Here is a 23,607-nt window from a genome sequence, read left to right on the forward strand (position 1 = left end):
ACCAGCGTGAAGCCCATGGCCCCGCGCTGTCAATCCCCCTGGCGCAAGGCTCAGCCCAGCCAGTGGCGCGCGTTGCGGAACAGGCGCAGCCAGCCGGCATCCTCGCCCCACTCATCCGGCGCCCAGGAGCACTGCACGGCGCGGAACACCCGCTCGGGGTGGGGCATCATGATGGTGGCGCGGCCGTCCTCGCTGGTAAGGCCGGTAATGCCCAGTGGCGAGCCGTTGGGGTTGGCCGGGTAGCGCTCGGCCACGCTCAGGTCGTTCTCCAGGTAGCGCAGGGCCACGGTGCCCGACTGATCGCAGGCGTCGCGGGCGGCGTCGCTGGCAAATTCCGCCTGCCCCTCGCCGTGGGCCACGGCAATCGGCAGGTGGGAGCCGGCCATGCCGGACAGCAGCACCGAGGGGCTCTGCTCTACCCGCACCAGGGCGTAGCGGGCCTCGAACTGCTCCGAGCGGTTGCGCACAAAGCGCGGCCAGTGATCGGCCCCGGGAATCAGTTCTTTCAGGGTGGACACCATCTGGCAGCCGTTGCACACGCCCAGGGTAAAGGTGTCCTCACGGGTGAAGAAGCGGCTGAACGCCTCGCGCACGGCGGGGTTGAACAGCACGCTCTTGGCCCAGCCCTCCCCGGCACCCAGCACGTCGCCATAGGAGAAGCCGCCGCAGGCCACCAGGCCTTTGAAGCCGTCCAGGTCGCGCCGGCCGGCAAGAATATCGCTCATGTGCACATCCACCGGGGCAAAGCCGGCGCGGTGGAAGGCGGCGGCCATCTCCACGTGGCCATTCACACCCTGCTCGCGCAGGATGGCCACCTCGGGACGCACCCCGGTGTTGATGAAGGGCGCGGCAATGTCCTCGGCCGGGTCATAGGCCAGCTGGACTGACAGGCCCGGGTCGTCGGCGGTAATGCGCTCGAACTCCTCCCGGGCGCAATCGGGGTTGTCGCGCAGGGACTGGATTTCAAAACTGGTGCGCGTCCACAGGGACTGCAGGCGGGCGCGGCTGTCATCCAGCAGCACGGCCTCGCCTTCACGCAGGATAATGCCCTCGCCCTCAACGGCGCGCCCGAGGCCGTACAGGCAGTCGCCAAGGCCCAGCTGGCCGGCGCGCTCGGTGAGGGCGGGCAGGTCGGCATTGGCCACCTGCAGCACCGCGCCCACTTCCTCGGCAAACAGCTTGGCCAGGGCCTCACCCGGCAGCGCGGCCAGGTCCAGGTCCAGCCCGCAGTGGCCGGCAAAGGCCATTTCCAGCAGGGTGGCCAGCAGGCCGCCGTCGGAGCGGTCGTGGTAGGCCAGCAGGGTGCCAGCGGCCAGTTGCTCCTGCACCAGGGTGAACAGGGCCTTCAGGTCGCTGGCGCTGTCCAAATCGGCCACGGTGTCGCCCAGTTGGCCGTACACCTGGGCCAGGGCGGAGCCGCCCAGGCGGTTGGCGCCGCGGCCGAGGTCCACCAGCACCAGGCTGGCGTCGTCGCGCACCGCCAGTTGCGGGGTCACCACCCTGCGCACATCGGTGACCGGCGCAAAGGCGGAAATAACCAGCGACATGGGCGCGGTGACAGACTTGTCCTCGCCCCGCTCCTGCCAGGTGGTGCGCATGGACATGGAGTCCTTGCCCACCGGAATGGTGATGCCCAGTTCCGGGCACAGCTCCATGCCCACCGCGCGCACGGTGTCGTACAGCACTTCGTCCTCGCGGCCGTGGCCGGCGGCGCACATCCAGTTGGCCGACAGTTTAATGTCGTTCAGCGCGGCAATCGGCGCGGCGCAGATGTTGGTGATGGCCTCGGCAATCGCCATGCGACCAGAGGCCGGGCCGCTCACCAAAGCCAGCGGGGTGCGCTCGCCCATGGCCATGGCTTCGCCGGCCACGCTGTCGTAGGCCACGGTGGTCACCGCGCAATCGGCCACCGGCACCTGCCAGGGGCCCACCATCTGGTCGCGGGCCACCATGCCGGTCACGGTGCGATCGCCGATGGTGATCAAAAAGTGCTTGGCTGCCACCGCCGGCAACTGCAGCACCCGCTCGGTGGCCTCGCCCACGCTGGCGCTGATGGACAGGGCCGGCTGCTGCACGTGCTGGCGGGTCACTTCCCGGTGCATCCGCGGCGGTTTGCCGAACAGGATGGACATGGGCAAATCCACCGGCTTGTTGCCGAAGTGGGCGTCGCCCAGTTCCAGCAGCTGCTCTTCAGTGGCCTCGCCCACCACGGCGAAGGGGCAGCGCTCGCGCTCGCAGATGGCCTCGAAGCGGGCCAGGTTGGCGGGTTCCACCGCCATTACGTAGCGCTCCTGGGATTCGTTGCACCAGATTTCCAGCGGCGACATGCCGGGCTCGTCGTTGGGCACATTGCGCAGCTCAAAGCGGGCGCCTCGGCCGCCGTCCTTGGCCAGTTCCGGCAGGGCGTTGGACAGGCCGCCGGCGCCCACGTCGTGAATAAAGGCAATGGGGTTATCGTCGCCCAGCTGCCAGCAGCGGTCGATGACCTCCTGGCAGCGGCGCTCCATTTCCGGGTTCTGGCGCTGCACCGAGGCAAAGTCGAGGTCTTCGGCGCTGGCGCCGCTGGCCATGGACGACGCGGCGCCACCACCCAGGCCAATCAGCATGGCCGGGCCGCCCAGCACAATCAGCTTGGCGCCGGCGGCAAATTCGCCCTTCTCCACATGCGCTTCGCGGATGTTGCCGTAGCCGCCGGCGATCATGATGGGTTTGTGATAGCCGCGCACTTCCAGCCCGTCCACGCCGTTCACCCGGCATTCATAGGAACGGAAGTAACCGCACAGGTTGGGGCGGCCAAACTCGTTGTTAAAGGCGGCGCCGCCGATGGGGCCCTCGATCATGATGTCCAGGGCCGAGACAATGCGCCCCGGCTTGCCGTAGGGCTGCTCCCAGGGCTGGCCGTAGTTGGGGATGTTGAGGTTGGACACCGAGAAGCCGGTCAGGCCCACTTTGGGCTTGGAGCCCCGGCCCACCGCGCCTTCGTCGCGAATCTCGCCGCCGGAGCCGGTGCCGGCACCGGGGAAGGGGGCAATGGCCGTGGGGTGGTTGTGGGTTTCCACCTTCATTAACAGGTGGATGTTCTCCTGGCTGAAACGGTAGTGGCAGCTATCCGGATCCGGGTAGAAGCGGCCGGCCTTGTGCCCCACCACCACCGCGGCGTTGTCGGAATAGGCCGAGAGCACGTTCTCGCCACCGCAGCGGTAGGTGTTGCGGATCATGGCGAACAGGCTGTGCTCCTGCGCTTCGCCGTCAATGCTCCAGCTGGCGTTGAAGATTTTGTGGCGGCAGTGTTCGGAGTTGGCCTGGGCGAACATCATCAGCTCCACGTCCGAGGGGTTGCGCCCAAGGCCCTTGAAGCTGTCCACCAGGTAGTCGATTTCGTCGTCTGCCAGGGCCAGGCCCAGGTTGCGGTCCGCCGTTACCAGCGCCTCGCGGCCGCCGGCCAGTACGTCCACGCTGCCAAAGGGCGCCGGCTCCGCCTCGCGAAACAGCAGTTGGGCCGCTTCCAGCGAATCCAGCACCGCCTCGGTCATGCGGTCGTGCAGCAGGTCGTTCACTGCGCGCAGGGCCGCATCGTCCAGCCCCGCCGGCTGCGACAGGTAGTAGGCCACCCCGCGCTCCAGCCGGCGCACTTCCGACAGGCCGCAGTTGCGGGCAATGTCGGTGGCCTTGCTGGACCAGGGCGAGATGGTGCCCAGGCGCGGCACTGCCAGCACCAGCCGCGCCGCAGGCGGCGGCTCGGCCGCCTCGGCCACCGGGCCGTATTCCAGCAACTTGGCCAGCACCGCCTCGCGCTCGGCGCCCAGCGGCTGCGCCAGGTGGGCGAAGTGCAGGTATTCGCTGTGCAGGAGTTGCAGGTCGGGGTGGATGGCAGAAAGTCTGGCCGCCAGCTTGTCGCGCCGAAAAGCGGACAGGGCCGGGGCACCACGCAGGATCAGCATGCTGGGGACGGCTCCAATGGAGGGATTCGGAAAAGGGCGCCATTGTACTGTATTGGCCCCGCCCCGTTAACCGATAATCCCCGCCATGGCCACGGTAATAGTCACTGGCCCGGCCGCCGGCGGCGCCGCTAGAATGGGCCGATGCGCGCCCTGAAAGTCCTCCTTCTCTGTGCCCTGTGCAGCCTGCCCCTGTTGCTGGCCGGCTGCGCCGACGACGACCGCCTGGCCGCCATTGAAGGCCGGGGGGAGCTGCTGGTGGTCAGCCGCAACAGCCCCACCACCTATTACCTGGACAAGAACGGCGCGGCGGGCTTTGAGTACGACCTGGCGGAACGCTTTGCCGAGCACCTGGGCGTGGCGCTGAAAATGCAGCCGGCCTTCAGCCTGGATGCCCTGTTCACCCGCCTGCGACGGGGCGAGGCGGACATCGCCGCCGCCGGCCTCAGCCTCACCGCCCTGCGCGGCGACGAATTCAGCCACTCCCTGCCCTACGCCAGCCTTACCCCCATTGTGATCTACAAAACCGGCAGCCACCGCCCGGCCGACCTGGCCGAGCTTGGCCCAGCCCCGGTGCTGGTGCTGCGCGACAGCAGCCACGCCGAAACCCTGCGCGCCCTGAAGGTCAGCGGCTTTCCCGAACTCACCTGGCAGGAGATTGAAGAAGCGGACTCCATGGAACTGCTGGAGCGGGTGGACAGCGGCGAGGCGCCCTTCGCGGTGGTGGATTCCAACGAGTTTCGGGTGCAGCAGAGCCTGTACCCGCGCCTGGCCACCGCCTTTGACCTGGGCAACGAGCAGGAGATGGTGTGGTACCTGCCCGCCGGCAGCGGCAGCGACCGGCTGCGCGAGGCGGTGGATACCTTCATCACGGCCCTCAAGGACAGCGGCGAGCTGGCGCGCATGCGCGAGCGCCACTTTGGCCACGCGGCGGTGCTGACGCGGATTGGCTCCCACACCTTCGCCCGCAACATGCAAAGCACCCTGCCCCGCTACGAAGACATGATTCGCGCCGTGGCCGAGGAATACCAGCTGGACTGGCATCTGCTGGCGGCCATCGCCTACCAGGAATCCCACTGGGACCCCAAGGCCACCTCGCCCACCGGGGTGCGGGGCATGATGATGCTGACCCGACCCACCGCCCGGGAAATGGGAGTAAAGGACCGCACCGACCCGGTGCAGAGCCTGCGTGGCGGCGCCCGCTACCTGAAGGACATCCGCCGCCGCCTGCCCGAAGACATCACCGAGCCGGACCGCACCTGGCTGGCGCTGGCGGCCTACAACATCGGCATGGCCCACCTGGAGGACGCCCGGGTGCTCACCGAACGCCAGGGCGGCGATCCCCATCTGTGGAGCGACGTAATGGAACGCCTGCCCCTGCTGCAGAAGCGCCAGTACTACCGCACCACCCGCTACGGCTACGCCCGCGGGCGCGAGGCGGTGAGCTACGTGCAGAACATCCGCCACTACTACAGCATCCTGCAGTGGCAGGCGAGCCCGGTGGACCAACTGTCGCCGCCCCAGCAGGCCGCCAACTACCTGCCACCGGCCCTGCGCGGTGCCATTCTCAAATCCCTCTAGCGGTAAATCTTTCCAAACTCAGATCGCAGTCGCGCCGGCGCCGGGCACAGGCCGCGGGGAATCTTTCCGGCCCTGTGCAGTCGAAGCTGTTCCGGCGCACACTCGGTGTGATCTGGTCATGCTGAAGCGGCGCCCCACGTGTTTCACAACCGGGAAGACATTTTGGCAGCTTGCCCTACCCTCCGTTTTACCACCGATGCGGCGCCCCGCGCCCTTCACGGCTCACCCGCCCAGCGGCGTCCATCCAGCCCAATCGCCCCTGTTGCCCCCAGCCGCCGGCACCGCCCGGACGGCGCAGGCCCGCCGCCTTATCCGCCGCTTTACCGGATGCTGGGCCTGGCGCTTTTGCTGGGGCTGCTCTTGCTGCTGGTGCCGGGCGGCCCGGCCCGGGCTGAAGACAGCGGCAGCGCCGCGCGGCCCTTTACCCACCAGAGCGTGATAGACCTGGCGCAGACCCTGGCGCAATCGCCCTTCCAGCGCCTGCCGCGCGCACCGGAAGCACTGACCAGCCTCGACTACGCCACCTACCGGCAGATCAACTACCAGAGCGATGCCGCGGTGTGGGGCCAGTCGCCCACCCCGTTTTCGGTGCAGTTGTTTGCCCCCGGCTTTCTCTACGACAAGCTGGTGGATATCGACATTGTGGAGAACGGCCAGGCCCAGCCATTGGCAGTGGGGCCCGACTCTTTCCGGGTGCCGGACCCGGCGCTGGCCACCCTGCTGGCGCAGGTGGGCAAGTACGCCGGCATGCGCCTGCACTACCCCCTCAACCGGCCCGACTACGACGACGAATTTCTGGTGTTCCAGGGGGCAAGCTTCTTTCGCGGTGTATCCCGCGGCCAGCTGTACGGCCTGTCGGCCCGCGGCCTGGCCATTGACGTGGCCGAACCCGGCGGCGAAGAACACCCGGTGTTCCGGCGCTTCTGGATAGAGCGCCCCGCCACTGACCAGCAGGCCATGGTGGTGCACGCGCTGCTGGACAGCGAGCGCGTTACCGGGGCCTACCGCTTTGGCATCTACCCCGGCCAACCCCTGCGCATGGAGGTAGAGGCCACCCTGTTCCCGCGCCAGTACCTGCCCCATGTGGGCCTGGCGCCGCTCACCTCCATGTTCATGCACGGCCCGGCAGACCCTGCCGACCAGCCGGACTACCGCCCCGCCGTGCACGATTCCGAGGGCCTTGCCATCCAGCGCAGCAACGGCGAGCGCCTGTGGCGGCCGCTCACCAACCCGCGCACCCTGCAGGCCAGCGCCTTTCTGGACGACAACCCGGCGGGCTTTGGCCTCATCCAGCGCAGCCGCGAACTCGGCGCCTACCAGGACCTGGAGGCCAAATACCACCGCCGCCCCTCGGCCTGGGTGGAGCCGCTGGGCGACTGGGGCAAAGGCCAGGTGCAACTGGTGGAGATTCCCTCGGACTCCGAGGCCAACGACAACATGGTGGCCTACTGGCGCCCCGAAAACGGACTGAAAGCGGGCGAGCCCTTCCATTTTGCCTATCGCCTGACCTGGCCCGACGACGCCCCACGGGCCCCCGGCCAGGCGCGCATTGTGCGCTCGGCCGGCGGCAACAAGCTGTTCTCGGGGCAGCGGGAAATCATGATCGACTGGGCCGGCAGCGAAGACTGCGCCCAGCTTGCGGTGGATGCCGGTATCAGCGAGGGGCGCATCATCGAAACCACCCTGCAGCCCCACCCCGGCATTGCCGGCTGCCGCGCCTTTATCGCCTTCGACCCCGGCGAGGCCCAGGCGGCGGAGCTGCGGGTGATGCTACTGCGCGGCGACGGCAGCCCGGCGGGCGAAACCTGGCTGTACCGGTGGCTGAATGAGGCCTGACTTCACCCGGCCCGCGGGCCTGGCAGCGCACACAGGCGGGCCGGCCCTGCCGCCAGAGGCGCCGCTGACCATGCCCCGCCACCCGGTGCACGAAAAGGCCGCCGCCAGCATTGGCCCGGTGCCGGCCTGGCCAGCCCTGAAAACCGCCCTGGCCCGGGTCTTTGTGGCGTTGGTCACGGTGCTGCTGGGCACCTATGGCATCCGCGAAATGTACGCCGTGCTCAGCACCACCAGCATCACCCCCCTGCAATGGGCCTTCCTGGTGGTGTTTGCCATCAACTTCTGCTGGATTGCCTTCGCCTTTGCCCAGGCGCTGCTGGGCTTTTTAACCAGCCTGCTGCCACGGCTGCAGCGCCCGCCGGAGGTGTCTGGCGAGCTGCCCTTTCGCACCGCCATACTGCTGCCGGTGTACAACGAGTCGCCCCGGCGTATTGCCGCCGCCATTGCCGTAATGCGCGACGGCCTGCTGGCCAAGGCCCCCGGCCGCTATGCGTTTTTCATCCTGAGCGACAGCAACCGCGCCGACACCTGGCTGGACGAAGAAGCGGTGTTCAGCGCCCTGTGCCAGGCCTCGCCGCCGGACTGCCCCGTCTACTACCGCCACCGCAGCGACAACACCGAACGCAAGGCCGGCAACATCGCCGACTGGGTACAGCGCTGGGGCGGGGCCTACGAGGCCATGATTGTGCTGGATGCCGACAGCGTAGTGAGCGCCGATGCGCTGGTCACCCTCACCCGCCGCCTGGCGGCGGACCCGGGCCTGGGGCTGATCCAGACCCTGCCCTACATTGTGCGCGCCCAGAGCCTGTACGGCCGCCTGCAGCAGTTTGCCAACCAGTGCTATGGCCCGGTGTACGCCCGCGGGCTGGCCGCCTGGCACGGCCGCTCGTCCAACTTCTGGGGCCACAACGCCATCATCCGCACCCGGGCCTTCGCCGAGGCCGCCGGCCTGCCACTGCTGCCCGGCAAGCCCCCCTTTGGTGGCCATGTGCTGAGCCACGACTTTATTGAAGCGGCCCTGCTGCGCCGCGCTGGCTGGGGCGTGCGCTTTGACAGCGACATTGCCCAGTCCTACGAGGAGGCGCCGCCCTCGCTGGTGGATGTACTGGTGCGCGACCGGCGCTGGTGCCAGGGCAACCTGCAGCACAGCCGCTTCCTGCTGGCCCGGGGCCTGAGCGCCGCCAGCCGGGTGCACCTGCTGACCGGCATCATGTCCTACTTAAGTGCCGTGTTCTGGCTGACCCTGGTGCTGCTGGGCCTGGCCATCGCCCTGCAGGCCAGCCTGGTGCGGCCAGAATACTTTGCCCAGCCTGCGCTGTTTCCCACCTGGCCGGTGTTCGACGCCGAGCGCGCGCGCTGGCTGTTTGGCGTGTCGATGGCGGTCATTCTGGCGCCCAAATGGTTCGGTGGCGTGCTGGCGCTGCTGCACCCCCGGCGCCTGCTGGGTTTTGGCGGCCCGTTGCTGCTGCCCCTGAGCCTGCTGCTGGAAACCCTGCTGTCGGCCCTGTATGCGCCCATCCTCATGCTGGCCCAGAGCCGCGTGGTGTGGTCCGTGCTGCGCGGCCAGGACGCCGGCTGGCAACCCCAGAGCCGCGACGACGGCGCGCTGGGCATCGGCACCGCGCTGCGCGCCCACTGGGCCCACACCCTGTTTGGCGCCACCCTGGCGGCCATCGCCTGGTTCATTCATCCGCAGCTGTTCTTGTGGCTGCTGCCGATCACCGCCGGCCTGATACTGTCGGTGCCCCTGTCCTGGCTGAGCGGCGGCGCCACCCGGGGCCGCCTGTTCGACATCCTGGGCCTGCTGCGCGCACCGGGCGAACGCCGCAGCCCCGCCGTGCTCAGCGCATTGCGCGACGCCCTGGCCGGGCAAACCCAGCCGGCCACCGGGCACACCGCCCCCCTCACCCGACTGCAGCAAGATGCGCCCCTGCGCCACTGGCACCTGGCGCAGTTGCAGCCGGCTCAACACCTATCGGATCAGGATCAGCAAAAAAAGCAGCACCAGGCGCACTTTCACGCCCCGGCGGTGACCGCCGCCTGGAAAGCCGAGCGCGCGCCAAACCTGCAAGCACTGGAAACCTGGCTCACCGCCGACGAACAGCGAGCCCTGCTGGCTGACGGCGCCCTGCTGGCTCGCCTGTTTCAGCGCGAGAGCAGCAGCACTGGTAGCTAGCGCGCCGGGGCGGCGCAACACGTGCCAAAAAGGCAATAAAAAAACAGCCAACTGCGTTCCGGGGTTGGTTCGCAGAATCGATAAGGGTTGGCTTGATATCCGTTTGGCGCGAGACAGGATTGGCGCACAACTACTTCATTAGCACCGCCACTATTGGCTGTGGCGGTATTGATCAGCCTTCGGCTAGCGCGACATGGTTAGGGTGTGTACCAAATCGGTGAGGTGTAGGCTCTCTCCTGTTGAGATTGGACAGCCCTCTCGAGTACCTGGGAGTTATAATGCTTGCGATCGTAGGCGACCCAACTTGGTGTCGGGATTTCCAGAACGCGGATATAGTAAAAGGCTTGCTGCCCTGCATCGAAATCTGGATCCTTCCAGAACGCCTGAAGATAGGGTGAACCGATACTGTTGGTATAGGTGGCCGCTTTTGTGTCCACCGTGTTGCCAACGGCGGGCAATAGCCCTTGCGCGGTCAGTTGGCGATCACCCGCCCACACCACATCGTAAATTTTTTCTTGCGCCTCGCCAGATATCGTCGTCCACCCCTTGATCACCTGCACTCGATCGAGATTCGCGCCATCGGGATCACGCACCGCCCTGACGAGGAAGGTCGGCGCCGCGCCTGGAGGGGCGTTCACCAGGTCACCTCCCATCGGAACACCATTATTGTACCCATGGGCTGCAAAATCTGAACGGACGAGGTCACTCTCCTGGAAATTCCAGCCGGCAAACACACGCACACGAAGACGTGTACCGGTGGTAGCAAAAGTTTCTCTGCGCTTCATCGCATCCCACAATGCCTCGCGAGTGTTTTCCCTAGACCAGACGGCGGCAAGACCGGATGCGGTACTGACACCGGCTATCTGATCGTCACTGCTATCATCAGGCGTAAAGCGCCCTGTAATCTTTTCTTCGTAGCGAGCAGGATCCCCGGTTGGCTCCACCAAGGTGACCTTTCCGAAAAAGTTGTCTTCCTGAGTGGTCGAGAGACCGGTGTGGGCGTCGGATGAACCAACCATCCCGAACTTGAACGGGTTACTACCCAAGCGGGATTCATATTGAATACCACGCTTGAGCACGGGACGAGCGTATTCCCTCGGCAGCATGTCTGGGGTTTTAGGCTCAGGACCGTAGCTCCCCTTGTCCCAGGTGTAATAGTCAGCAAACTCGTCGTTGGGCGACAGTAGCGGGTGCGCTTCCGCATCACCCTTGATCTGGGTTACCTCGTACAACGGCTCCCACCGCTGCCGGCGCTCGGCATACGCGGCCGTTAGGGCCTCCCCGGAAAGCGTGACATCATCGAACATCCGGCCGTTCGATAAATTGCCGTTGTGTGGGATGGCTAGCACCTGGCCTCCGGTCTTCTTCTCGTACTCGTCCATCCAATCCCAGAGTTTTTCCGGGTCTTCACTGTCATAGGCCGAGAAGGGAATGACCTGGTCGGCACGCTGTTTGCCATCCCTGAAGATGATGTTGCGATGTAGATTCGCGCCCTCCGGGCCCGAGGTCCATTCATAGCCGATAAAGGCGGTGAAACTGCCGGGGTCGTTGTGTCGCTCCGCTGCCTCGGTGACCCGCTCCCACATCGTTTCGTTGAGGCCAGAACCTTTCATAGGGTCAGAGCCTCCGGGCGTATTCACTGCACCAAACCACTGCAAGTAGCTTTCACTTCGCGCGTCGATGGTGCGAGGCGCATAGATCTCGGCTAGCGTCTTGCCCCATTCGTTGCCCAGCAGCAGAGGGTTGTTTTCCTCCAGCGCCACCGCAATACCCAGATTCTCGGCATGATCGGCCACCACAAGGAAATCCAGCGGCCGTTGCAATCGGGCAGGAATGCCCTGGGACGATGTCACAACCTCACCTTTGGCAAAGCGGTACGCGTCATCCGGTGTGAGAATGCACATGGCTAGCCCAGCGTCTGCTGAGAAAGCGGTATGCAGGTGAGTGTCACCAAAAAAGACCTGATTGGGAAAGTCCTGGCCCGGATAGGGCGAATACGTCACCTGTTTGTCAGTTGGCGGAGGCACATCCTGAGCCACGCCCAGCAATGGAAGGAGAGAAGCGGCACATGCCAAAGTTATATTTTTAATGTGGTGTAGCATTCCCGTGCTCCAGGCTTTCGGCGAGAAAGTCCAGCAAGATGGTGAAGAATTCAGTGAGAGGTTCAATTCTGAGATGGGCAGAGCATTCAATCGGCGGATGATCAGCCCATGAGGGTCTCCATCGAGCGCCACGCGTCCTTGCCATCCCAATGACTGCAAATTTCTGCTATAGCACCGAACAACACTTCTGCGACAGGGGTAAACTCGATGATTTCCAGCATATAACCAGTCATGGACCGGGTATCTAGATAGACGACCCGCGCTCCCCCAACACTGCCTTCCTGGACAGTTTCGTAGCCCAGGGCATTGAAATAGGCAACGTCGCCAGCGAAGTCCTTGCTGGCAATGCACATATGGTGAAGCGCAGTCTGACCAGGCTCGACAGTTTCGCGATACGCTGAAGGCTCATCAGTCAATGGCTGAATCAGTTCGATCTGAACGGCACCGGCCTGAGCGATTGCCACCTTAAATCTGCATGGGGTGGCCCGCCCACGATACTTCGAGTTAGCGAACTCCTGCTCCATGAAAAAGAATGGACCGACCCCCATATCCTCGGCCCACCTGTGTGCCAGTGATTCAATATCATCTGACACCCAGGCATTTTGCATAACAGACCTACCAAGCACTCGATCCACCGCCATCTCCCAGGAAGAGCAATCCATTTTTCATCGAGCAGGGGCTCGAATTCATGCTCCCAATCTACCAATGGATCCTTGCTAGATTTTGCTTCATTACGCAAAATATTTGCTTATTGGTGCCAAATCATCTCGGGCGAGAGGACCGCATGAAACGAGCCACAGCTCTCATCAGAGCTTCGTCCCTGGTGGGGTTTGAAGATATGGTCAAACATTACGATAAGGATCCAGAGCGCCTTATGGCGCTTGCCGGCCTCTCGACCACCTATCTGCGCGAGCCTGATCTGTATTTTCCGTTGCAGCGCTACATCAAGCTGCTGGAAATCGGCGCCGAGGAAACGAGCAATCCCTTGTTTGGCGCAGAACTGGGTTTTCAACAGAGTATCAAGGCCTTCGGCACCTTCAGCTATGCCATTGCTTCCAGTGCAACGGTTGGTACTGCGCTGGACACCATACTTGATAGCTACCGGATGCACACGACGGGTATCTTGCTCGTCATCGAACACTTCAACAACAAAGTGATTTTGTCCGCCAGTATCATCGTTCCCACCCCGCTGGGCTCACAGCAGATGATGGGGCACCTTGCCGCCACTGGGACGGAGATACTTCGCACTTTCCTGGGTAAGCAGTGGCATGCAGACGAAATACATTTCGCTCACAAAGTCGCATATCACGACAGAAAACGATATCGGCAGCTATTCGGCGAAAACCTGATCTTTAATGCCGAAAAAACCGCCTTAATTTTCGATGCCGACATTCTGAATGCGCCCTTACCAAGCGCCGATGCGCATCTTCACGAACTCATCAAACGGCAGGTTTACTCCGAGAACATCCTGGCGCCGGACGATCTCATCCTGCAAGTCGAGGCCAATATCCGTCGCGGCATGCCGCACGGTGATATCGGGCTGGAGAGCATTGCAAAGTCGGTGGCTATGAGTCAAAGAAGCCTGCAACGGAACCTCAGCGATCAGGGAACGAGCTTTCAGGAATTGCTCGATGCCATCCGGAAGCAGACGGCGGAACACTATCTGGTCAACTCGAGCCTGCAACTGACTCAGATAGCGATCCTGTTGGGTTTCAAGACGCAGGCCAACCTGTCCCACGCCTTCAGGCGCTGGAATGGCGTCAGTCCCAGGGAGTGGAGGAAAACCCATCGATGATCGGGCAGCGCCTTGCGTCAATGCAACTCAACCGCCACGTACCTGATGACGCTTGAAGGCGCGGCAGGTGTCGACAACCGCGCGCTCGATGGGAATACGCTCAACTGCTGATGCCGCAATAAAACCTTCGGCCTCCGTTTCCCGGTAAATCACCTCGGTGGATTCCGGATCATAGAAAGGGCCGCCATGGATCACGAAGAACACCTCGGGGTTGATCTCCCGCACGACCCGATGCATCTCCTGGAAGTGCGCCATCATCATGTCGGAGGCGCTCTCGCTGTTCCAGCCGGCAAGTCCACCGCGACTCGGCCCTGCGTGTGCACAAATCATGTCGGCACCCGCCTCGGCCATGCTCCTTGCGTCGTCGATAGACACACAGTAGGTCATGGTGAAAATGTCTTTGCGGCGTAGCAGGCGAATCATCTCGACCTCGCGCTGCCAACCCCAGGAGTCCTGACCGTAGCCCTTGGCGAGTGCCGCGCGACTCTTGCGTTCAGCCATATCATCACCACCCCATATGTTCTCGGTCAGTCCCACTGTTGGAAAGTTGATGGCACCACTGAAGCCCTTGTCGATAAATCGCTGTATGGATTCGTCCTGATCGAGGCAGTAGATATCGTTCGCCTCGATACCGGCGATTAGGGGCGTATCACGCACGACGTTGCGTAGTTCGTCGATCATGCCCAGGGTCATTTCATTGGACACCACGTTAATCATGGTGGTGGGGAGTCCCATCATGCGAGTTTTGCCGGTGCTGTAGACTATGATTAGGTCGGCGCCGCCAGCCTCGGCGCATTTTGCGATCAGGCCGTTGCTGCAGCCCGCTCCGAGGATTGCCCTGTTTTCGGTAGTTTGTACCCGCAGGCGACGGATGATTTCCTGTCGTTCAATTCGCATCGTTCTGGTCTCCCTTGAGAACGGTGTTGAATACCTCGATCACCGCGTCAGCAAATTGCGCATCATTGATGTTGCAATCCAAGATGTGTAACGCGGACGCACTATTAGCTTGCTGCCTGAGAAGGTCGATGAAGACCTGATCGGTATGTGGCGCATACAACGAGGTACCTTCACGACTCGCGTCGGAGAATCCAGCGGTGGGGATCACGGCGGCGACCCGACCGGGAGCCTGATTTAAACGCCGGGCAATGTCCGTCGCGACGGCTTTCATCTCTTCTGCACTGGTCCTGACAAGCATGATATCCGGGCCATGCTTGGCCGACGGGCGTCCCTGCAGCGGCGCGGGAATCATGTCCTTGCTCTGAACACCCGGTAGTATGTGAATATCCAGGCCCCCGGGTGCGATAACCAGGGGAATCCCTCTTTGCTCCGCCGAGGTCAGGCGGGTACGGTCAACCTCGGTGGTACCGGTGGCTGCCTGAAGCTGCTCGTCGCTATAACAGAGCTTCAGGATGCTCTCAAAGGTGGTCAGATCAATGACGGCATTGATCACTCCCCCAGCAATCAGGCGGTCGAGCTTTTCCGTCGTGGCATGAAAGACGGCGGTATCAAATCCCTGCGACTCAAGGCGGCTGATAACGTGTTGGACCGCCGGTGTGGTTACACCAAGGGCTGTAATACCCACCAGTTTCTTTTTCGATGCAGTCGGCACCGTTTGCTCGACCATGCCAGCCAGCGCCCCTGCGGCATTAGCCAATGCGCGCGAAACGATCGCGTTGAGCCCGATAAGATCGGTGGGAGTCTGCATGACGACGATGTCTTCCTCGCCAATTGGTGCCAGGCGAGTGAAGGTGGTCAATAAAATCTTCGGCAGACCAATGGGCAGCCCATTCATCACCGCGGCGCCAGCGGCGGCCGCCGTGGAACCGCCCAGCCCCATCACCCCGTCCAGCTTGTCCTGGGCCGCCAGCTCGGCCACGATTCTCTTCGCTCCCTTGATCATTATCCGTGTGCCGGCATCGCGATCGGCGCCCGACCTGGCGGCCGCTACCAACTCGTCCAGCGAGCTTCCCCCAGCCTCGGCCACCTGTTGGCGGGGATAGTCACCCTCGCCGGCCATGGGCTCGCCTAGTATTCCCATGTCGATGGTGCTCACGCGGTGACCGCGCGCTTGCAAAAGCGTACGGACGAAGGCCACTTCATCGCCGCGGGTATCCAGAGTACCCAGTATCACCAAGCGCTTACCCTTCATACTGTCGTTCATCATTGTTCCTCGGGGACGTCTTAGTTGGCCGGATTTCGTTAGCACAGCTCTGCCACCCGGCGTTGACCGGCCGGCTTACCAGGTCAGTTCCTTGCTCCGCACGTAGCATGAGGGCTTTCTCGGCCCTCACTCTTGGGTTGTAGCAATCAGCGGGCATGGCGCCGGCTCGGGCAAAACAACCTTGGCAAAAATCACACTGAGGTCCGCGTACGCCGGCCTTCAAGTGGTTGAACAGGTGGGGATCCGCGATTACCGGGCGCGCCGCCGCCACCAAATCGCAGCCGCCGGATTCCAGGGCCTCGTCAATCAACGCTACCTCGGCAAAGCCACCAACACAGATCACCGGAATATCCAGCGCTTGCTTGAATGCCTGGGCGTAAGACAGGTTAAATGCCGGCCGGAATCCGGAGATTCGGTTATAGAACCAGGACAGCAGAGGCGAGAGCAGACGGATTACTGCGCGGTGCGAAGCTGGCCAATCCTTGGCGGCACCGTAAGTGACCATGGTGCGAAAGAAACCCTTCCAGTTGCCCCGATCGGAGGTGATTCCGGACTCGTAGTGCCCGCACGACACCTCGACGCCATCGATGCCTTCCTTTTGCATGCGCAGGGCGATCCGCACGCAGTCCTCGGTATTGAGCCCCTTGCGCAGAGGTAGGTCGTCGTGGCCGTTGAGTTTGATGACGATGGGAAAGTCCCGGCCGACCTGTTCGCGCATGGCCCGATAGACTTCGACCAGGAACCGCAGCCGGTTCTCGAACGACCCGCCATACTGGTCGGTTCGGCGATTGGTGTGCGGCGTCAGAAAGGAACTGATCAGGTAACCGTGAGCGGCGTGCAACTCGATTCCGTCAAAACCAGCCTGCTTGGCCCGTGCTGCCGCCAGACCGAACTGGTAGACGCAGTCATGGATTTCCTCAATCGTCATGGCGCGCGGCATACAGCCAACGGTGAACTCATACCTGGCCGATGGTGCCTGGGCGTCGGTTCTACCCACATTACCCGGAGCAGCCTGGCGGCCAACGTGGTAGAGCTGCACGAAGATCTTTGAGCCGTACTGCTGCACCGTTCGGGTCAGGCGCTGCAGACCGGGAATCTTGTCGTCGTGGTCCAGTGCCAGGCCACGCTTCATCGCTTGTGAGTATTTGTTGAAATAGGTCGCGCCGGTAATCAGCAGCGGCGTGCCTCCGCGAGCCAGTTCTTCGTAGTGCTGGATCAATTGATCGGTGACGAAGCCATCTTCTGTACACATGGTCTCCGTGTAGGCGGCCTTGACGAAGCGTCCTGCAATCTCCACGCCGCCGATACGGATCGGTTGGGTCAGGAGTCGCTGCTTCTGCACGCCGTTCATTTTCGCTCCCCCCGGGATGACAGATCATCCTTGGCCGTAGGCGTATTGGCGCGGTGGATCAGGAAACTGCGCAGTGCTTCGGTTTCACCCACCGAGAGCTTGTCCTTGAAACTCGACATGCCCTTGTTCGCCAACGCGCCATCCAGGACGACAGCGTCAAAACTGGCCTGACTGTGGATGAACGGGCTGTGGCGCAAATCGGGGAAGTTGGGACCAGCAACAGCACCCTCGCCGTGACAGACGACGCAGTATGTGTAGTAGTGCTTCTCACCTTCGGCCACCGATTCGTCGGAGCCGACAGGTTCTGGCGCAGGGAACTGTGCCGGGACCGGATCGGGGAAAACAGTCGCCGAGGCCGTGCCACCCAGTTTGAACACCAGAAGTTGCCCGGCCCTGGGTTTTCCCTTGGCCGGAATGGTGCCGCCCAACGCGTTGGAGAATGCGCCGCCCCAGCCGGTCATGATAGCCACGTACTGCTCGTCACCGACGCTGTAGGTTATGGGTGCGGCGACTGTGCTGCTTTGCGTGGGGAAGGACCACAACCGTTTGCCTGAGTCAGCGGCGTAGGCCACGAACTCAGCGTTGGACGTACCCTGAAACACCAGGTTCCCCGCGGTGGAGAGCAGGCCGCCATTCCACGGATGGTCGTAGTCCACCGACCAGGCCGCCTGTTGCCTGATCGGATCCCAGGCAACAAGCTCACCCCGATGCTCCTTGCGAACTGCCTCGACGGTCTGGGCATCATCCGGGATCTTTAACAGCAGGTGATCAAAGCCCGAAGTGTACACTTGGCGATCCGTCTCCTCTGGCGTCACGGCTAGCTGCGGGATGCCATAGTGCATCGTCGGGATGTAAGCTAGACCGGTAGCCTGGCTGTAGGACATCGACTGCCAGTCGTGTGCCCCCTGAACGCCGGGCGTGATGAATACCGGCTCGTCCGAGTCGTACCAGCGAGCCCAAGGAGTTTCCACCGGCCTGCCGGTGGTTTGATCAATGTGTGTTGCCCAGTTTACCGGTGCATAGTTGTTGGCCGAGATGAACTCACCCGTTTCTCGGTCAATTACATAGAAAAATCCGTTCTTCGGTGCTTGGATGATTGTTTTGCGCAGCTTGCCGTCAATTTCGAGATCGACCAGGCTCATTTGCTGGGTTGCCGTGTAGTCCCAGGTTTCAGCAGGGGTCTGCTGGAAGTGCCACACATAGGTGCCGTCATCGGGCTTCAACGCGACGATTGACGCCAGGAACAGGTTATCTCCTCCTCCTGGGCTGCGAATTTTCGCGTTGTTCGGCCCCCCGTTTCCCACGCCGAGGTAAAGCAGATCCAGTTCCGGATCGTAGGCCATATTGTCCCAGACGTTACCGCCACCCCCATGCTTCCACCATTCGCCAGTCCAGGTGGTGGCTGCCATTTTCATAGCCTCACTGTCATAGCCGTCGGCCGGATTGCCTGGCACTGTATAAAAGCGCCATATTTGCTTCCCGCTTTCAGCATCGTAGGCAGTGACGTAGCCCCGCGCGCGATACTCAGCCCCACCGTTGCCAACGATAATCATGCCCTTCACCACGCGCGGCGCCGCCGTGATGGTGTAACCGTCCTTCATCTCGGCAGTTTGCACCGACCAGACCTTTTCGCCGCTGCGACGATTGACTGCAATAAGTTGGCCGTCAATGGTAGCGATGTAGATGTTGTCGCCCCAGGCCGCCAGGCCACGCGTGATCAAGCCGCAACAGGCAACCCGCCCGTAAGTAAGATCCAGTTCCGGGGTGAACTCCCACAGCCGCCTGCCGGTTTTCGCATCCAGCGCCCAAACCACGTTGCGCGGTAACGCTGCATACATCACACCATCGATCACCAGCGGTGTTGCCTCGTTAGCATATTGCGAATTGATATCCTGCGACCAAGCAAGGCCCAACTTGGAAACGCTTTCGTCGTTTATCTGGTCCAGCCGACTGTAGCGCGTGTCGCTGTAGTCCTTGCCGTAGGACATCCAGTTCGCATCGTCGTGGATGGCGCTAATCAGCCGCTGATCGGTTACCGGCGCATAGCTGCCTGGTGTGATGACAGCCGGTCGGTCGCCACGGGGTTGTCCGGCGACAACACCATCCGTAGCAAACAGAGCGGACAGCACGAACAGTGCGGAGACAAGATTGGTACCAGGATAAGCTCGCATGTTCCTACCTCTTGTTGTTCGATGTATTCGAGTGGGTGCCCATCGTTTTTCCAGACCATGAGGTATCTGGAACCGCTTCGCGGGATCAGCGTCAAACTGAGCAGTGAATGTACTCCGACGGCAGGATGCCAATTTGTGGAAATATGCCCATTACTTGTATTTAGGCGCCAGTTCAATCTGGCAGTAACGGTGGCCGTGGCAAAAATGTCGGGGAAATCTGCAGGCGCTTACGGAATGTCCCTACGCGGTTGCCGCGCAAGGACAACTTGTAAAATTCACAAGGCAATAACAGTACCGCCAACCTTGTATCCAAGGTTGGCGGTACGGCCGCGCTGAATGGCTCTAAAGCCGATCCAACAGCATGAAGACAGCAGCGGCAACTTGCGACTGATCGATTACAGCGGTGAAGCCAATCGCCTTGCTGACAAAGGCACGCTCAAACTGTCAGGTACTCATCAGATGGCGGACAAACTCGACAGTCTGTTCCCGATGAGGTGTCAGCAATGGCTCAATTCGGGCGTCATCGGCCAATTCCAGGTATGCACGGGGATTAGAGAATTCGCGGAAGCCCTCAATACCGTGATGACGCCCGGTGCCACTGTGCCCAACGCCGCCGAAACCCAGGTTTGCTTGGGCGCCGTGTAGTGCCACGCAGTTAACAGTGAAGCCGCCGGAAGAGGTACGGCTGCGTACATACTCAATGTCTTCTCGATTGTTGGAAAACATGTAGATACCCAAGGGCCGTTCCCGGCGGTGGATGCCATTGATCACTTCATCCAGCGTATCAAAGGTGTGGATTGGCAGAATCGGGCCGAACATCTCCGTGGTCGATACGCCGATCTCGGGTGCTGGATCACATACAACGGTGAAGGGCATGCGACAACCATTCTCAGTGCTGGCCGGTGAACCCAGTTCCACAAGACTTGTGGGGTTACTCTCCCGGGCCTCTTCAACCAAATTCTGCAGGCGACTCCACTGGCGCTGGTTCAGGATATTGCAGACTTCGTCGCTAAGCGTGAAGTCGTCGAACCAGGCAGCAATCTGCTTCCGGAGCAGGTCCAGGAAAAGGTCCCGTTTGGATCGGGGCACATAGACATGGTCCACGTTGATGCATATCTGGCCGTTCTTGGTTATCTTCGTCGCGAGAATCCGTTCGACATTGTTTGGCGTGACGGCGTCCTCTGTCAGGATGACAGGATTTTTGCCGCCCAGTTCCAGGGTCACGGGGACCAGGTTCTGAGCTGCCTTGAGCGCGACCTCACGACCAACACGGGTATTGCCGGTATAGACCAGATGATCCCAGTGGAGTGTGCTGAAGTGGCGAGCCAGATCGAGTCCTCCGGTCACCACCGCCACCTCATCAGCAGCAAAAGTATCGCCAATCATTTCACGCATCACTTCACCACAGGCAGGAACTTGCTCAGAGGGCTTGATGATCACCCTGTTGCCCGCTGCGAGCATATCGATCATTGGACCAAATGAAATATCGAACGGGAAGTTCCAGGCCGAAAGATTGCCTATTACCCCCTTGGGTTGATGGCGGATGTAGGCGACTGAGCTGCCGTACAACGCCTGAGCCAAGGGTCGTTCTTCGCGTTGCATCCACTGTTCGATATTGTCCAAAGCGTGCTGGTTGCGCTCCAGAATGTTGAGAAAATCGAACAGAGTGGCGGTGAGTGCCGGGTGGTTTTTGTAATCACTCTGCAGGGCGTCAACCACCTGCGCATGGCGACTGGCGAGCATCTCTGGAATGCGCTGCAATAGCTCGATTCTCCGGGGCATCTCCGGTTCGGGATTGTGAGAGAAAGCGGCGCGTTGCGCGTCGAATATCTGGTGCAGTTCCGCAATGGCGTTGGCGTCATTGTTTGACATGGCGTTTTTCCTCTGCAAGAAAGTTATAAAAAGTCAGCACAGTCTGCGCGCTCGCACTTTTCTTTTGGTGCTGAACGCTGGCCGGGTTCAGTCGAGGATCGCACCTTCACTAGCGGAGCGGACGTGTCGGCGATAGCGGTCCATAAAACCAAAACCCACGTCCTTTACCAAGGGGTTCCACTGTTCCCGCCGCTTGGCGATTTCCTCGTCCGACACATCGGCATGGATACGACCCTCGAGCATATCGATCTCGATCATGTCACCGTTTTCAATCAGGGCGATAAGACCACCATCGGCAGCCTCGGGGCAGATATGACCGACACAGGGGCCACTGGTCGCGCCGGAGAACCGGCCGTCCGTCACCAGCGCCGTGTCTGCCAACCCGGCTGACTTCAGCGCCAATGTGAAACCCAGCATTTCCGGCATGCCCGGGCCACCCTTTGGTCCCTGATAACGCAGTACCACGATATCACCGGCTTTTATTTTTCCTTCGTTTAGCCCAGCCAGAGCATCGTCCTCCGAATCGAAACAGACAGCAGTTCCTTTACACTTGAGCATGTTCTCCTTAACCCCTGCGCGCTTGACCACTGACCCGTCTGCGGCAAGATTTCCGCGCAGTACCGCAATGCCGCCGGTGGGTCGATGGGGATTGTCTCGCGCAGGAATGACCCTGGAGTTGAGCACCGTTGCTGTATCGACTACTTCCTGCAATGTCCTTCCATCAACGGTTGGGGTAGATGTGTTGATATCGTTCTGCATCACTTTGAGTACAGCCGGCATGCCACCAGCGGCCCACAAATCCTGAACTCCCCAGGGGCCATTGGGGCTAATCGCCAACAAGGTGGGCATCTCCTGTGTGGCACGTTCAAAGTGCTCCAGAGTCAGTTTTGCGCCTGCCGATTCAGCAATGGCAGGAAGGTGCAAAATACCGTTGGTGGAACCACCAATGGCCATGAGCATCTTCGCGGCGTTCTCAAGTGATTGCTGGGTGAGGAACTGACGTGCATTCAGCCCTTCATGGAACATCTGTACCGCACGCTGACCCGTGGCCCGTGCCGCTTTCAACTTATCCGAGTGCCAGCCGGGTATATTGCCGCTGCCTGGCAGGCAGATACCCAGTACTTCAGCCAGGCACTGGAAGGTATTAGCGGTGCCCATAATTTCGCAGGCGCCACAGGTACTGCAGTGCATGGTTTCATACGTCGCCTCGGAGTCGCCTTTATAATCAAAGTGATCGATTGAAGAAGTAAACGATGGGGCGTTGCGAATATTCATCTGTCCGGTGCCGGCGGAAAGGTAAATGCTCGGCAGGTCCAGGCGGCCCATGGCCATCATCATGCCCGGGTTGATTTTGTCGCAACCGGCGATAAAGACCACTGCATCAAACGCCTGCGAACGCACGTGGGTTTCGACAATATCAGCGATGAGATCACGCTGCGCCAGGACATAGCGCATACCGTCGTGGGCCATGGCAATGCCGTCGCAGGGCGCAGGCACGTTGAATTCCGCGTATTCTCCACCCTCGACCAGAATTCCCTCTTTGACCTTGTTACCCAACCTGTCCAGATGATTGTGGCCGGCGGTCATTTCGGTGAAGGAGTTGGCAATGGCGATCAGCGGCTTTTTCTTTAGTTCGTTCGTGTCGTAGCCGGCCCCCTTCATAAGGCCATTGCGAAACTGGTTCATCAGGCTATTGCCACTGGAATGAATGATGTCGCTGTTCTTCGTGGGCATACTGTAATCTCCTATGAGGAATTTAGTTGCCAACAGACCGAGCCAAGGTATACCAACGGTTATTCGAGGGGCTGATAACAAGGTCATTGATACAGGCTCGCACCGGTAACTGAGCGACAAATGCAATGGTTTCACCTACATCTTCCGGTTGCAGTGCAATGTCGAGCGCGCCTTCGGCCGCAGCACCTCCTACCCGTTGTTTGGCGAAAGGTGTCGCGACCTCTGCCGGGCTGATGGCTGTTGCCCGAATACCATGATGACCTTCTTCCATATTGAGGGTATCTGTCAGTGTGCGCAGCGCCGCTTTGGACGTGCTATAGGCCGCGCCAGACAGGTAGGTGTTGTGAACAGCAGCCCAGGAGGCAATGTTGATAACCAGGCCGTCACTGTTTTTACGCATGGTCGGCAATACCGCCTGGGTGCAGTGATAGATACCGTTGATGTTGGTATTGATAACATGCTCAAAATCGCCATCTTGCATGGAATGCCAGTGGCGAGTGGGAAGGTTGGTTGCCGCGTTATTGACCAAAATGTCGACCTGGCCGTGACGCTCCATGATGCGTTCGGCCGCCCGATAACATTGCTGTTTTTCTGCAAGATCCATTAGCTCGAAATCGGCGGATCCTGCCGCAGTATTGATCAGCGCCACGGTTTGCACCAATGGCTCCTGGCGACGACCACTGACAATGACCGTGGCCCCGGCATTGGCCAACTCAATTGCGGTCGCTCGTCCAATGCCTGATCCACCGCCGGTCACCCAGGCGACTAAACCCTTGATATTTCTCATGCGGACACCCCTGCGACGTTGCCGATCAGCCAGTTGGGTGGCTACTGTGGCAGCTTTCTCTCAGAGATTTCGTAACAATTCTCACAATCACTTACTATTCTCT

At 61.4% G+C, this 23,607-nt stretch carries 14 protein-coding genes; 4 read left to right on the forward strand and 10 right to left on the reverse strand.

Translation table 11 applies throughout. The features are described 5' to 3' along the window. Nucleotides 1-50: 50 nt before the first annotated feature. Complete coding sequence (purL, locus tag DDZ17_RS07615) at nucleotides 51-3,941, reverse strand: phosphoribosylformylglycinamidine synthase (RefSeq protein WP_116365463.1); 3,891 nt, start codon at nucleotides 3,939-3,941, stop codon at nucleotides 51-53. Nucleotides 3,942-4,082: 141 nt separating this feature from the next. Here purL and mltF point away from each other — a divergent pair, with 141 nt between their 5' ends. The 3 genes from mltF (at nucleotide 4,083) to mdoH (ending at nucleotide 9,531) form a co-directional block, all read left to right on the forward strand. Continuing rightward, on the forward strand, nucleotides 4,083-5,519 hold the full coding sequence (mltF, locus tag DDZ17_RS07620; RefSeq protein WP_116365465.1) for a membrane-bound lytic murein transglycosylase MltF: 1,437 nt from the start codon (nucleotides 4,083-4,085) through the stop codon (nucleotides 5,517-5,519). 327 nt (nucleotides 5,520-5,846) lie between these two features. Beyond that, a complete protein-coding gene (locus tag DDZ17_RS07625; RefSeq protein WP_116365467.1) occupies nucleotides 5,847-7,355 on the forward strand; it encodes a glucan biosynthesis protein G in 1,509 nt (502 codons plus the stop codon). Beyond that, on the forward strand, nucleotides 7,345-9,531 hold the full coding sequence (gene mdoH, locus DDZ17_RS07630) for a glucans biosynthesis glucosyltransferase MdoH (RefSeq protein WP_116365469.1): 2,187 nt from the start codon (nucleotides 7,345-7,347) through the stop codon (nucleotides 9,529-9,531). Before DDZ17_RS07625 ends, mdoH begins: the two co-directional genes overlap by 11 nt. A gap of 197 nt (nucleotides 9,532-9,728) precedes the next feature. Here the strand turns inward: mdoH and DDZ17_RS07635 are convergent, their stop codons facing one another. Together DDZ17_RS07635 and DDZ17_RS07640 are read right to left on the reverse strand one after the other, a co-directional pair. Beyond that, nucleotides 9,729-11,633 carry a DUF3604 domain-containing protein gene (locus tag DDZ17_RS07635; protein WP_116365471.1) on the reverse strand — a complete coding sequence of 635 codons (1,905 nt, stop codon included), beginning with the start codon at nucleotides 11,631-11,633 and terminating at the stop codon, nucleotides 9,729-9,731. A gap of 101 nt (nucleotides 11,634-11,734) precedes the next feature. Then, on the reverse strand, nucleotides 11,735-12,268 hold the full coding sequence (locus DDZ17_RS07640; protein WP_157976524.1) for a VOC family protein: 534 nt from the start codon (nucleotides 12,266-12,268) through the stop codon (nucleotides 11,735-11,737). 149 nt (nucleotides 12,269-12,417) lie between these two features. On the opposite strand from DDZ17_RS07640, the gene DDZ17_RS07645 reads away from it, so the two are divergent. After that, entirely contained in the window at nucleotides 12,418-13,428 is a 1,011-nt protein-coding gene (locus DDZ17_RS07645) for an AraC family transcriptional regulator (protein ID WP_170150175.1), read from the forward strand. Between the two features lie 27 nt (nucleotides 13,429-13,455). On the opposite strand, the gene DDZ17_RS07650 is transcribed toward DDZ17_RS07645, so the two are convergent. The 7 genes from DDZ17_RS07650 to DDZ17_RS07680 form a co-directional block, all read right to left on the reverse strand. Continuing rightward, nucleotides 13,456-14,325 carry a phosphoenolpyruvate hydrolase family protein gene (locus DDZ17_RS07650; protein WP_116365476.1) on the reverse strand — a complete coding sequence of 290 codons (870 nt, stop codon included), beginning with the start codon at nucleotides 14,323-14,325 and terminating at the stop codon, nucleotides 13,456-13,458. Next, nucleotides 14,315-15,589, reverse strand: a complete 1,275-nt coding sequence (locus tag DDZ17_RS07655) for a Tm-1-like ATP-binding domain-containing protein (RefSeq protein WP_157976525.1) — start codon at nucleotides 15,587-15,589, stop codon at nucleotides 14,315-14,317. Before DDZ17_RS07655 ends, DDZ17_RS07650 begins: the two co-directional genes overlap by 11 nt. Further along, the gene (locus tag DDZ17_RS07660; RefSeq protein ID WP_116365480.1) at nucleotides 15,567-16,940 is read right to left on the reverse strand and encodes an oxidoreductase; all 1,374 of its coding nucleotides are present in this window, start codon (nucleotides 16,938-16,940) and stop codon (nucleotides 15,567-15,569) included. The genes DDZ17_RS07655 and DDZ17_RS07660 overlap by 23 nt, the downstream gene beginning before the upstream one ends. Continuing rightward, nucleotides 16,937-19,111, reverse strand: coding sequence for a PQQ-dependent dehydrogenase, methanol/ethanol family (locus tag DDZ17_RS07665; protein ID WP_116365482.1), 2,175 nt, complete (start codon nucleotides 19,109-19,111; stop codon nucleotides 16,937-16,939). The genes DDZ17_RS07660 and DDZ17_RS07665 overlap by 4 nt, the downstream gene beginning before the upstream one ends. A 444-nt stretch (nucleotides 19,112-19,555) precedes the next feature. Continuing rightward, nucleotides 19,556-20,983, reverse strand: a complete 1,428-nt coding sequence (locus DDZ17_RS07670; RefSeq protein WP_116365484.1) for an aldehyde dehydrogenase family protein — start codon at nucleotides 20,981-20,983, stop codon at nucleotides 19,556-19,558. A gap of 87 nt (nucleotides 20,984-21,070) precedes the next feature. Beyond that, the gene (gene ilvD / locus DDZ17_RS07675) at nucleotides 21,071-22,717 is read right to left on the reverse strand and encodes a dihydroxy-acid dehydratase (RefSeq protein WP_116365486.1); all 1,647 of its coding nucleotides are present in this window, start codon (nucleotides 22,715-22,717) and stop codon (nucleotides 21,071-21,073) included. Nucleotides 22,718-22,739: 22 nt separating this feature from the next. Continuing rightward, entirely contained in the window at nucleotides 22,740-23,504 is a 765-nt protein-coding gene (locus DDZ17_RS07680; RefSeq protein WP_116365488.1) for an SDR family oxidoreductase, read from the reverse strand. Between the last annotated feature and the right edge of the window lie 103 nt (nucleotides 23,505-23,607).

It is taken from the genome of Parahaliea mediterranea (assembly GCF_003402235.1).
Taxonomy (GTDB): domain Bacteria; phylum Pseudomonadota; class Gammaproteobacteria; order Pseudomonadales; family Halieaceae; genus Parahaliea; species Parahaliea mediterranea.